Raw genomic sequence first — 12,817 nt, forward strand, 5'->3', positions numbered from 1 at the left:
TATGATTTAGATGGACGACATTACTTACCCGCTTCCAAAGCTTTAGAAGGACGGTGGTAAATAAAATAAGATTGGACAATCGTAAAGGTATTGCTATAGATCCAGTACAGCGGCAGCGCCGAAGCGAATTGCATCGACATGACGAAAATCAGTACCGGGAAGATGATGAACAGAGCTTGCATTTGGGAATTCATTTGCGACGACATCATTTTCTGCTGCAAGTATGTCGTAATTGCCGCTATTGTCGGAAGAATGAAGTACGGATCCTTCGCTCCGAGCTCCAGCCATAAGAAGGTATGGCCGCTAATATCGGGGTTACGCATAATCGCTTGATACAATCCGATCAGGATCGGCATCTGGACGAGCAGCGGGAAACATCCGGCAAGCGGGTTGACGCCGTTCTTCTGAAACAGCTTCATCGTTTCTTCCTGCTGCTTCTTCGGATCGTCCTTGTACTTTTCTTTCATCTTCTTCAGCTCGGGTTGAATCGCTTGCATTTGCTTCGAGCTGCGGTATTGCTTCAGCGTTAGCGGCAAAATGATAAGCCGGATAATGATCGTAACGACCAGGATCGATAAACCGTATTCATTCCACAGCAGCTCGGCAAACCAGTCCAATACATCCGAAATCGGCCCTACGAAGTAAGTATCCCAAAAACCGGAGCGTTGACCGCTTTCGGCAATCTTCGACGGGTTCGTGCCGCAGCCGGCCAGAAGCATGAACGTAAACGCTAACGAAATGGCGGGTAACAAACGACGACTCAAAATAAAATCCTCCTATTTATGCTCTTGTGACCGACAGCCTTACTCCATGCCAAACAGGACTGCTTGTACGGCGAACGGGCGCAGTGACGGATCATTTCCTATAAAAACAAATATAGCATTAATTGATACAAAAAAACATCCCGAGACAAACAGCCGCACGCCTCAGGCGCAGCGTCTTCTCCGGATGCTTCATTCGCCCGATCTCGGTTCGGCTCGACGCTCTCCCGGACGGCCGTTTTCTCTTAATTTGGCTCGTTTCAATACATGCATTATGCTCTTTTCCATCTGTGCATATTCAAGATCGGCGGCAGGCTTACGCGCAATAATAATGAAGTCGACGCCGCCGTCGATCTCCGGGATGTGCAGCCGGACAATCTCTTTCATCATCCGCCTGATCCGGTTGCGCACAACGGCATTGCCGATTTTCTTACTGACGGATACGCCCAAACGGAAATGCTCCTGCTTCGGCTGCGCCATCGCATACAGAACGAACTGCTGATTGGCTACCGATTTTCCCCGGCGGTATACGTGATTGAAATCTTCTCTTTTCGCTAACCGATATTCTCTATGCATACAAACGCCTCACGCCGCGATTGGTCTCATTTCATTATGATGCACAAATCCGCACCAGTTTCATACTATGTACCGCTCATCTAACAAGGAACAAAGAAAAGACCACTTCGCAGTGGTCTTCTGATTAAGCGGAAAGCACTTTTCTGCCTTTTTGGCGACGAGCTTGCAGCACTTTACGGCCGTTTTTCGTGCTCATCCGCTTGCGGAATCCGTGAACCTTTTTATGTTTCCGTACATTAGGTTTGTATGTCGGTTTCATTCCTTGCACCTCCCCGAATGACTTCTTGAAAAAACACCTTCCTCCATTAAATCATTATGCGCAACAAATGTCAACTTAAGAACCGTTCCTCCAAGGGCATATTAAATTGGTAAATCCCCGAGAAATTTCGAACGGAATCCGTCTGTCCCCCGCCCTTCCATGCCTTCATTCGCCCTTCTGTTTCCGGAACGCAACTGGCAGCCGCGCATGACGTCGATCCGCCGGTCTTCTTCTCATCAAAAGTTGCAACTCCTCTACTATCTAATAGCTTTTGCTCGAACGCCACTTTTCCACATGTGCATAGCAAGCCGAAAACATCCATTTCATCCACAAACCGATTTTCGCGAATATTCGCTATCCACATGTGCATAATTTTTTCGGAAAATGCTGGTTTTTGTCGATCTATCGACATATTGCTCACAATATGTAGTGCTGTGAATAAATCATGTACACAAGTTATTGAATTTGTGGATAATCCCAATAATTCCGTTGAAAATAAGACTTTCGTCTGCTATATTTATATTACTTTTGATTGTGGATAGCTAACTGTTCCCCGCAATTTTATCAACAACTTGTGGATAACCTTGTGAACAAACTCCAATAATCCCTAATATCTCATAAATAATTCTTTGATTAATGTGGATTGCTCGACAAATGGGTCCTTGAAACGACAATTCCCATGCCTTTCCCGCAAGTGCAAGATGAAGGAGTGAAACGTTTGTGGAAGGCCATACGCACGATTTATGGCAGCAGGTATTATCCGTCATTCAGACCAAAATCAGCAAACCAAGCTTCGATACATGGCTGAAATCGACAAAAGCATTGTCGTTTACGGATACGGAGCTGGTCATTTGCACACCCAACAAGTTTACACAAGAATGGTTGGAAAGCCGCTACCAGAAACTCATCGGTTCTACCGTTTATGAGGTGCTGGGCCGCCAAGTCAACGTTTATATCGTCATCGACGACGGACAATCAAGCGCAGCAGCACAGCCATCGCCGGCCGTTACGTTGCCGCCCCCGCAGTCTGCGGTTTCGGAAGAGCCCTTTTCGCATATGCTCAATCCGAAATATACGTTCGAAACGTTCGTCATCGGGCCTGGCAACAGGTTCGCGCATGCCGCGTCGCTTGCCGTCGCCGAAGCGCCGGCCAAAGCCTACAACCCGCTTTTTTTGTACGGGGGAGTAGGGCTCGGCAAAACGCACTTAATGCATGCCATCGGCCATTATGTGCTTGAACATAACCCGAAGGCTAAGGTCATGTACATTTCGTCCGAGAAATTTACGAATGAATTTATTAATGCGATCCGGGACAATCGAGGGGAAAGCTTCCGCAATAAATACCGGAACATCGACGTGTTATTGATTGACGATATTCAATTCATCGCCGGCAAGGAAGGAACGCAGGAAGAGTTTTTCCATACGTTCAACGCGCTTCACGAGGACAGCAAGCAGATCGTCATTTCGTCCGACCGGCCGCCGAAGGAAATTCCAACCTTAGAAGAACGGCTTCGCTCCCGCTTCGAATGGGGGCTCATAACGGACGTGCAGCCGCCCGATTTAGAGACGCGCATCGCGATTTTGCGCAAGAAAGCCAAAGCCGAGAACCTGGATATTCCTAACGAAGCAATGGCCTATATCGCCAATCAAATCGATTCCAATATTCGTGAGCTGGAAGGCGCGCTCATTCGTGTCGTCGCTTATTCGTCGCTCATTAATCAGGATGTGTCGGCCCATTTGGCCGCGGAGGCGCTGAAAGATATTATTCCGGCAGGCCGTCCGCGTTCCATAACGATTCAGGATATCCAGCAGAAGGTCGGAGAATTTTACGGATTGCGGCTCGAAGATTTCAAAGCGCGCAAACGGACGAAAGCCGTCGCATTCCCGCGGCAAGTAGCGATGTATTTATCCCGTGAGCTTACGGACTATTCCCTCCCCAAGATCGGAGAAGCGTTCGGCGGACGGGACCATACGACGGTAATTCACGCTCACGAGAAAATATCCGGCAACCTGAAGCAAGATCAGGAACTGTATAAAATTATTCATAACATCACGGAAAAAATAAAAAATCCAAGCTAGCAATCCATGCAAGCGAAGGTATTGTTGCCTTCGCGCCTCTTTGCACGGAGCCCTGAAAACAATACAATTTTCCCGGAAGCCTATACACAAACTGTGCACATGTGGATAGGCTTCTCCTTTGCCTGTTTCATGCACATATCCACATATTAGACGCGCCTACTACTACTGTTAATAAAAAAAGATTAGAATGTATAGCGTCAACGCATCCATCGCCCAAGGCGGACACGAATCGTTTCTTTTGTTTCCAGTTCGCAAATTTTCATGAATATCGTAGGAGTGACATGATGAAACTGACCATTTCGAAAGAATATTTGAACGAAGCGATCCAGCACGTTTCCAAAGCCATTTCGAGCAGAACGACGATTCCCATTTTGAGCGGGATTAAATTCGATGCCGACTTCAGCGGCGTAACGCTGACGGCTAGCGATACGGACATTTCCATTCAATCGCATATTCCGAATGAGATTGACAATGAGCAAGTCGTAACGCTTTTCACGAAGGGCAGTGTCGTTCTTCCGGCCAAATTTTTTATGGAGATTGCGAGAAAGCTTCCTTCCGATACGATTGAAATCGAAGTATCGAACCATTTCCATACGACCATTCGTGCAGGTTCATCGGAAATTCAAATGGTCGGCCTTGATCCGGAAGAATATCCGGTGCTGCCGAGCCTGGAAGAGAATAAAGTGATTTCCATGGCCAGCGACTTGCTGAAGGCAATGATCAAACAAACGGCCTTCGCCGTTTCGACGAGCGAAACGACCCCCATTCTTACAGGAGTTCTCTGGACACTTACCGACAACCAGCTAAAATTTACGGCTTGCGACCGGCATCGTCTCGCTTCCCGCGAGGTGGTTATGGAAGCGCCGTCCGAACAGCAGTTCCAGAACATCGTTATTTCAGGGAAAACGCTGAACGAGCTGAGCAAAATTTTGCCGGATCAAAATATGCTTGTCGATATTGTCGTTTCGGACAACCAAGTGCTGTTCAAGCTAAACAATTTATTGTTCTATTCCCGTATTCTTGACGGCACGTATCCGGATATGACAAAGGTTATCCCGCAATCGTTTCAAACCGAGCTTGTCATTAAAGCCAAGCTATTGACGGAATCGATCGACCGCGCTTATTTGCTGTCCCGCGAGGAGAAGACGAATATCGTCAAGATGGTCATGAAGGAAGACTACACGATCGAAATATCGTCCAGTTCCACCGAGCTGGGTAAAGTGACGGAGACGCTCGCTTGCGAGAAGTTGACCGGGGATTTGCTGCGAATTTCGTTTAACTCCAAATATATGATGGACGCGCTCAAGGCGCTGGACAGCGAATCGATCCGCTTCCGCTTTACCGGTCCGATGAGTCCGATCATCATTACGCCGGAAGACGGGACGAATATGCTTCAGCTCATTTTGCCGTACCGTACCGTAAACTAAGGGGACGAGCCGATGAAGAACGTCACGATACAGACGGATTATATAACGCTAGGCCAATTTCTTAAGCTGACCGATTGCATCAGCACGGGCGGGCAAGCCAAGGGCTTCCTTCAGGATGTCCCGATTCGGGTTAACGGCGAGGAAGAGAACCGCAGAGGCAAGAAGCTCGTTGCCGGCGACGTCGTTCTCGTTCAGGGACACGGCGAATTTCGTGTGGAGCGAGCCTGATGTTCCTCAAATCGATCGGATTGAGCGGCTACCGCAATTATGCGGACTTCGAGCTTCGAACGGACAGCAGCGTCAACATTTTTATCGGACCGAACGCGCAAGGCAAGACGAATTTGCTTGAAGCGATTTATGTGCTGGCTTTAACCAAATCGCATCGGACCCATCAAGATAAAGAATTAATTGGCTGGGATAAGCAGCAGGCTTTGCTCTACGGCGAACTGGATAAGAAATACGGCCCTATCAAGCTGCAGCTGTCTATCTCGCAGAACGGCAAGAAGGCAAAGCTGAACGGGCTGGAGCAGAAAAAGCTGAGCGGCTATGTAGGCGCAATGAACGTAGTAATGTTTGCCCCGGAGGATCTGGAAATCGTCAAAGGATCTCCGGGCATTCGGCGCCGTTTTCTCGATATGGAAATCGGACAGGTTCAACCGTCCTACTTGTACGATATTACCCAGTATCAGAAAATATTACTGCAGCGAAACAATTTTTTGAAAACGCCGGCCGCTGCAAACAGCTCGGGAAGCGCGATGCTTGACGTATGGAATGAACAGATTGCAGGCTATGGTGTTAAAATTATCAAAAAACGTCAAAGCTTTATAGAGAAGCTTCAGCAATGGGCGGAACGCATTCATTCAGGCATCACGAACGGCCAGGAACAGCTGTTGATTCGCTATGCTCCGTCACTGGAGTGTCCTCCCGAGGAAGCGGAAGCTGTCTTATTGGACCAGTTTATGTTAAAGTTATCAAAGGTGAAAGAACAGGAAGTGCGCCGGGGCACTACGCTGGTCGGACCGCATCGCGACGATTTGTTGTTTTATATTAACGACAAGGAAGTACAAACATTCGGTTCGCAAGGACAACAGCGGACGACCGCTTTATCGCTTAAGCTGGCAGAGCTTGAGCTTATTCGCGAGGAAGTAGGGGAATATCCGATTCTGCTGCTCGACGATGTGCTGTCCGAGCTCGACCGTTATCGGCAAACCCAGCTTATCGAGACGTTTCAAGATAAAGTGCAGACGTTTATTACGACGACAGGCATTGAAAGCGTCAATCTGGATAAAATCAGCGGCGCGGCCATCTTCCAGGTAAGAAGCGGCACCGTGGTCGCCGAATGACGGACAATGATTACCGGTAAGGAGTGGACCTGGCATGTTTATCCATTTGGGCGGAGAGAAAATCATTCGGGCATCGGAATTGATCGCGATATTTGACGTGTCCATCGAGAAAAATTCGAAATTGTCGAAGCAATTTTTGACTTATGCAGGCAAAGAGAAGAAGGTGGAAGTCATCGGAGAGGAAGAAAGCAAGTCGCTTGTCGTCACGACGACGAAGGTGTACTATTCCCCTATTTCCTCCGGGACATTGAAGAAACGGGCAAACCATCTTTTGATGATTTGAGGATAACCCTCGGTCATAGGAACGGCAACTGCATATACAATGCATTTCCTCGTAGCCTTCGTTTGAGTTTGTGAATCGAAGGCCAAGCGATATTACAGGGTAGGTGATCGGTCCATGTCGTCAAATCAGAATACGTATGATGAAAGTCAGATTCAGGTATTGGAAGGACTTGAGGCTGTTCGGAAGCGTCCCGGCATGTATATCGGGTCTACAAGCGGCCGCGGGCTTCACCATCTCGTTTGGGAAGTAGTGGACAACAGTATCGACGAGGCGCTCGCAGGCTTCTGTACGAGAGTCGACGTCATTGTGCACAAAGACAACAGCATTACCGTCATTGACAACGGACGCGGGATTCCCGTGGGCGAGAATACGAAACTGAAACGGCCTACGCTCGAGGTCGTTTTGACCGTGCTTCACGCAGGCGGCAAGTTCGGCGGCGACGAATCCGGCTATAAAGTATCGGGCGGTTTGCACGGTGTCGGCGTTTCCGTCGTTAATGCGCTGTCTGAGCAGCTGATCGTAAAAGTTAAGCGCGGAGGAAAGGTATACGAGCAGGAATACCGCCGCGGTGCGCCGCAATACGATGTCAGGGAGATCGGGGAGTCCGACGAAACGGGTACCAGCATTACCTTTTTGCCCGACTCGACGATTTTTACGGAAACGACGGAATACGATTATGACATTCTGCAGTCGCGTTTGCGCGAGCTGGCGTTTTTGAATAAAGGCATTGAAATCAATCTGTTGGACGAACGCACCGATATGTCTCATTCGCATCGTTACGACGGAGGCATTATCCAGTTTGTCGAGTACTTGAACAAAAAGCGCGAGCCTTTGCACGTTCCGCCTATTTATACCGAAGGTAAGAAGGATCATATCCAGGTGGAAATCGCGCTCCAATATAACGAGAGCTACTCGGAAAGCATCTATTCTTTCGCCAATAATATTAATACGCATGAGGGCGGCACGCATGAATCCGGCTTTAAAAGCGCGCTCACCCGCATTTTGAACGATTACGCCCGGAAGTCCAATTCGATTAAAGAAAGCGACGCCAATTTGAGCGGCGATGACGTACGCGAAGGCCTTACCGCGATCATCTCCGTCAAAATTCCGGAGCCGCAATTCGAAGGACAGACCAAAACAAAGCTGGGCAACAGCGAAGTAAGAGGGATTGTCGAGTCTCTTTTTGCCGAGAAGCTGCAAGAGTTTCTCGATGAGCATCCGGCCGTTGCGAAGAAAATTATGGAGAAGGGCATTCAGGCAGCCCGTGCGCGCGAAGCCGCCCGTAAAGCGAGGGAGCTGACACGCCGCAAGAGCGCTCTTGAGGTTAGCTCTTTGCCGGGCAAACTGGCCGATTGCTCCTCCAAAGACGCTTCGATCAGCGAAGTGTATATTGTCGAAGGCGACTCCGCAGGCGGATCGGCTAAGCAGGGAAGGGATCGTCATTTCCAAGCGATCCTGCCGCTTCGCGGTAAAATTTTGAACGTCGAAAAGTCGCGACTCGACAAAATTTTGTCCAACCTTGAGATTCGTGCGATCATCACGGCGGTTGGAACGGGGATCGGCGATGATTTCGATATTACCAAGGCACGTTACCATAAAATTATTATAATGACTGACGCCGACGTTGACGGCGCGCATATCCGGACCTTGCTGCTGACGTTCTTCTTCCGGTATATGCGCAAGCTGATCGAGGCGGGGTATGTGTATATCGCGCAGCCGCCGTTATACAAAATCGAGCGAAACAAAACGCTTAAATATGCTTATAACGATAAGCAGCGGGACCTGATACTCCAAGAATTCGGGGAAGGCGTTAAAGTGAACATCCAGCGTTACAAAGGTCTCGGCGAGATGAATCCGGGACAATTGTGGGAGACGACGATGGATCCGGAATCCCGCACGCTGCTTCAGGTTACGATCCAAGACGCAATTGATGCCGACGAGGTGTTCGACACGCTTATGGGCGATAACGTAGAGCCTCGCCGCGATTTCATTCAGGCCCATGCCAAATACGTGAAAAACCTGGATGTATAGAACGCTCTCCACGAGGCGGAAACCGCACTGCGGTAAGCGAGCCTCTGACGGAGGGGGAAGATAGAAAGTTTCTACGAAGTGACATCAAGTGTTTGAAGTCCGAGTATGTTTGGATTTCCGGTAGGAGGTAAATGATGGCCGAGGAATTAATTCCGCAAGTCAAAGAACGAGATATCGGCTCGGAAATGCGCGAATCGTTTATGGACTATGCGATGAGCGTTATTGTCAGCCGTGCGCTGCCGGATGTAAGAGACGGCTTGAAGCCGGTTCACCGCCGGATTATGTATGCGATGTCCGAGCTCGGCATGGCCCCTGACAAACCGTATAAAAAATCGGCAAGGATCGTCGGCGAAGTTATCGGTAAGTACCATCCCCACGGGGACTCCTCCATTTACGAGGCGATGGTGCGGATGGCGCAAGATTTTTCGTATCGCTACATGCTTGTAGACGGTCATGGAAACTTCGGTTCGATCGACGGCGATATGGCTGCGGCTATGCGTTACACAGAGGCTCGCTTATCGAAAATTTCGATGGAGCTGCTGCGTGATATCGGCAAGGAAACGATTGATTTCGTACCGAACTACGATGGCGAAGAGATGGAGCCTGCGGTTTTACCGTCGCGTTTTCCGAATTTGCTCGTAAACGGTATAACGGGTATCGCTGTCGGTATGGCGACGAATATTCCGCCGCACAATCTCGCGGAAGTCATTGACGGGATTCAAGAGATGATTCGGAATCCGGAGATTACTCCGCTTGAATTAATGCAATATATTAAAGGCCCCGACTTCCCTACAGGCGGATATATCCTCGGCAGGGAAGGCATCAAGCAGGCTTATTCGACAGGGCGCGGTTCCGTTACGATGCGGGCTAAAGCTACGATCGAGGATAATAACGGCAAGGCTCGCATCATCGTGCATGAGCTGCCTTACCAAGTCATCAAGACGAGGCTGATCGTCAGCATCGCCGATCTTGTTCGCGAGAAGAAGATCGACGGTATTACCGATCTCCGCGATGAATCCGACCGGAACGGGATGCGGATCGTTATCGAGCTGCGCCGTGATGTTAATCCGAACGTCGTATTGAATAATTTGTATAAGCATACGCAAATGCAAAGCAATTTCGGGATCATCATGCTGGCTATCGTCAACAAAGAACCGAAAGTATTGAACCTGAAAGAAGTGCTGCATCATTATTTGCTCCATCAGCGGGAAGTTATCCGCCGCCGTACCGAATACGATTTGCGTAAAGCGGAAGCGCGGGCGCACATCCTCGAAGGCTTGCGGATTGCTCTCGACCATCTCGATCGGGTCATTGCATTAATCCGTGCATCCCGAACGACTGAAGAAGCGCGCGAAGGCTTGATGTCCCAATTCGAGCTCAGCCATGACCAGGCCCAAGCGATACTGGACATGCGTTTGCAGCGTTTAACCGGCTTGGAGCGGGAGAAGATCGAAGAGGAGTATGCGGAACTGCAGCTGAAGATTGCGGAATTTAAAGCGATTTTGGCCGACGAAAAGCTCATCCTTGAGATCATTAGCCAGGAGCTTCATGAAATTAAAGAAAAGTTCGGCGACGAGCGCCGCTCGGAAATTACAATCGGCGAGGATGCCATCGAAGACGAGGATCTTATTCCGCGCGAAGATGTAATCATTACGATCACCCATTCCGGGTACGTCAAGCGTCTTCCCGTTACGACTTACCGTTCGCAGAAGCGGGGCGGCAAGGGCGTCATCGGGATGGATACGAAAGATAACGACTTCGTCGAACATCTGTTCGTAAGCAATACGCATCATTATTTGATGTTCTTCACCGACCGGGGCAAAGTGTACCGGTTGAAGGCTTACGAAATCCCTGATTTGAGCCGGACATCCCGCGGGACGCCGATTATCAACCTGATTCAAATCGAGCAGGGGGAGACGGTGAACGCCGTTATTCCGGTCGAAAGCTTTGAATCCGAGCAATACCTCTTCTTCGCGACGCGCAGCGGGATCGTCAAGAAAACGCCACTTGACGATTACGGCAATATCCGCAAGGGCGGCTTGATTGCCATCAATCTTCGCGAAGATGACGAATTAATCGGCGTGAAGCTAACCGACGGCAAGCAGTCCATCATTATGGGGACGCGTCAAGGCTTGTCGATTCAATTCGAGGAAACCGACGTGCGTTCGATGGGACGCTCCGCAACGGGCGTTAAAGGGATTCATATCGGAGAAGACGATGCCGTAATCGATATGGACGTCGTGCAGGAAAACCATGCGGTGCTTATTGTCACGTCCAAAGGCTACGGGAAGAAAACGCCGATTTCCGAATACCGTCTGCAAACCCGCGGCGGCAAAGGAATCAAAACGATCAACGTAACCGAGAAGAACGGGCCGGTCGTTTGTTTGAAGGTCGTAGAAGAAGACGAAGACTTGATGATTATTTCCGCCCAAGGGACCATTATCCGTATGGATATGTCCGGTATTTCCACGATGGGACGGTATGCGCAAGGCGTTCGTTTGATCAATATCCGTGAGGATGACGAGGTAGCGACGTTGTCCCGCGTGCAAAAAAATGAAGAAAGCGATCCAACCGAAGCGTCGGAAACATCGGAAACATCGGAAGCGTCGGAGTCGCCGGATTCGAGCGAATAAAGGACAAGTGAGGGGAACATACTTCCCCTCCTTGTTGTTTTATCCAACCGTAAAATTCCAAGTCATAAGGTGAGGGAACCAATCTATGGGCAACGTTTCCATTGGGCAGCTGAAATCAGGAGAAAGGTTGGCGGATTCCGTCTTAACGAGAAGAGGGAATGTGCTGCTTGAAAAAGGACGTACCGTAACAAGCCGCGACATCGAGATCTTGCGCGCTTTTTTGATAACGAGCGTATCGATCGATGCCAAGGCGGATGCGGAGCAGTCCGTACAAGAAACAGTGTCCGCTAATGACGAGGACGAAACCCAGAGCAATTTTGCATTATCCTTCGATAATATGGTACTGCTCCTGAAGAAAGTATTTAATTATGCGAACACCGGCCATGCCATTCCGATTCTGGAAGTGCGCGTGCAGCTGGAAGCGCTTATTAAAGGGATCGATTCTTATAATATTTTAACGTTCTCTCCCAAGCGTTCAGGCGAGCAGGATTATTTATACTACAACAGCGTGCTTGTGAGCTTAACTTCCTATCAGCTGGCCAAATGGCACGGTTTCCAGCAGAAAGACTGGCTGCCTATTGCTTTAGGCGGTTTATTCCATGATATCGGCAACGTCAAAATCGATGAGGCTATTCTGGGCAAAACGTCGCAATTGACGGAAGCCGAGATGGAGGAAGTAAAGAAACATACCGTTTACGGCTACCAGCTTCTCAAAAACTTGCCCGCCATCAATGAAGGGGTCAAACTGTGCACCCTGCAGCATCATGAGAAGGAAGACGGTTCGGGTTATCCTTTCGGTGTCAAAGGCGATAAAGTGCATGCTTACGCCAAGGTTGTCGCAATCGCGGATATTTTCCACGCCATGACGTCTCACCGCCGCCACAAGAAGGCTTCTTCGCCTTATTTAGTGTTGGAACAGGTGCTGAAGGAATCGTTCGGTAAACTCGATCCATCGATGGTTCAGACATTCATAACTAGAGTAACCTCTCTTCACAATGGAACGCTGGTCAAGCTGAGCGATAATCGTATAGGGGAGATCATCTTTTCCGACCGGGCCAATCCGACTCGCCCTTGGGTCAATGTAAACGGAGCGATTGTCAATCTAACGACAGAGCGTAATTTATTCATTATGGAAGTGCTGGAGAAACGTAATTAATCATTTTTTATAATAAGCTTGACCTCTAGTTAACCGATGTGGTATATTACATCTTGTCGCCTTTAAGGGACAACACAAAACCACGACACTCGAATAGGTAAGCGGCAAGCGAGCAAAAAACTTTTTTAAAAAAAGCTTGCAATCGCCCAAAGATGTGTGGTAAGATATGAAAGTCGCTTAAACGAGGCGACAATGAAATATCAAGAATTGTCCTTTGAAAACTGAACAATGAGCGAAATAAAGCCAGCAAAAACAAGCAACAAATCGCA

General features: G+C 49.0%; 12 protein-coding genes. 8 read left to right on the forward strand and 4 right to left on the reverse strand.

Annotated features, from left to right (window positions below; all coding sequences use genetic code 11):
* Positions 1 to 20: 20 nt before the first annotated feature.
* The 3 genes from yidC to rpmH all read right to left on the reverse strand — a co-directional run bounded on the left by yidC (position 21) and on the right by rpmH (position 1,596).
* Positions 21 to 764 (reverse strand): membrane protein insertase YidC, encoded by a 744-nt coding sequence (gene yidC / locus DQG23_RS21300; RefSeq protein WP_420330248.1) that lies wholly within the window; start codon positions 762 to 764, stop codon positions 21 to 23.
* A gap of 189 nt (positions 765 to 953) precedes the next feature.
* Positions 954 to 1,337: a ribonuclease P protein component gene (rnpA, locus tag DQG23_RS21305; protein WP_113032889.1), complete on the reverse strand. Its 384-nt coding sequence runs from the start codon at positions 1,335 to 1,337 to the stop codon at positions 954 to 956.
* Positions 1,338 to 1,461: 124 nt separating this feature from the next.
* Positions 1,462 to 1,596, reverse strand: a complete 135-nt coding sequence (gene rpmH / locus DQG23_RS21310) for a 50S ribosomal protein L34 (RefSeq protein WP_113032890.1) — start codon at positions 1,594 to 1,596, stop codon at positions 1,462 to 1,464.
* A 720-nt stretch (positions 1,597 to 2,316) separates the two neighbouring features.
* Here rpmH and dnaA point away from each other — a divergent pair.
* From dnaA to DQG23_RS21355, 8 genes are all read left to right on the forward strand, one after another.
* Positions 2,317 to 3,675, forward strand: coding sequence for a chromosomal replication initiator protein DnaA (gene dnaA / locus DQG23_RS21320; RefSeq protein ID WP_113032892.1), 1,359 nt, complete (start codon positions 2,317 to 2,319; stop codon positions 3,673 to 3,675).
* Between the two features lie 284 nt (positions 3,676 to 3,959).
* On the forward strand, positions 3,960 to 5,102 hold the full coding sequence (dnaN, locus tag DQG23_RS21325; protein WP_113032893.1) for a DNA polymerase III subunit beta: 1,143 nt from the start codon (positions 3,960 to 3,962) through the stop codon (positions 5,100 to 5,102).
* 12 nt (positions 5,103 to 5,114) lie between these two features.
* A complete protein-coding gene (gene yaaA, locus DQG23_RS21330) occupies positions 5,115 to 5,330 on the forward strand; it encodes a S4 domain-containing protein YaaA (RefSeq protein ID WP_113032894.1) in 216 nt (71 codons plus the stop codon).
* Positions 5,330 to 6,445 carry a DNA replication/repair protein RecF gene (gene recF, locus DQG23_RS21335; protein WP_113032895.1) on the forward strand — a complete coding sequence of 372 codons (1,116 nt, stop codon included), beginning with the start codon at positions 5,330 to 5,332 and terminating at the stop codon, positions 6,443 to 6,445. Before yaaA ends, recF begins: the two co-directional genes overlap by 1 nt.
* A 34-nt stretch (positions 6,446 to 6,479) precedes the next feature.
* Positions 6,480 to 6,728, forward strand: coding sequence for an extracellular matrix regulator RemB (remB, locus tag DQG23_RS21340; RefSeq protein WP_113032896.1), 249 nt, complete (start codon positions 6,480 to 6,482; stop codon positions 6,726 to 6,728).
* A gap of 114 nt (positions 6,729 to 6,842) precedes the next feature.
* Positions 6,843 to 8,759, forward strand: a complete 1,917-nt coding sequence (gyrB, locus tag DQG23_RS21345) for a DNA topoisomerase (ATP-hydrolyzing) subunit B (protein WP_113032897.1) — start codon at positions 6,843 to 6,845, stop codon at positions 8,757 to 8,759.
* Positions 8,760 to 8,893: 134 nt separating this feature from the next.
* Complete coding sequence (gene gyrA / locus DQG23_RS21350) at positions 8,894 to 11,392, forward strand: DNA gyrase subunit A (protein ID WP_113032898.1); 2,499 nt, start codon at positions 8,894 to 8,896, stop codon at positions 11,390 to 11,392.
* Positions 11,393 to 11,477: 85 nt separating this feature from the next.
* Positions 11,478 to 12,548: an HD-GYP domain-containing protein gene (locus tag DQG23_RS21355; protein WP_113032899.1), complete on the forward strand. Its 1,071-nt coding sequence runs from the start codon at positions 11,478 to 11,480 to the stop codon at positions 12,546 to 12,548.
* A gap of 46 nt (positions 12,549 to 12,594) precedes the next feature.
* On the opposite strand, the gene DQG23_RS43040 is transcribed toward DQG23_RS21355, so the two are convergent.
* Positions 12,595 to 12,817: hypothetical protein (locus DQG23_RS43040; RefSeq protein ID WP_238177961.1), on the reverse strand; the 223-nt coding region annotated here is incomplete at its 5' end.

Source organism: Paenibacillus contaminans (assembly GCF_003285015.1).
Taxonomy (GTDB): Bacteria; Bacillota; Bacilli; order Paenibacillales; family NBRC-103111; genus Paenibacillus_V; species Paenibacillus_V contaminans.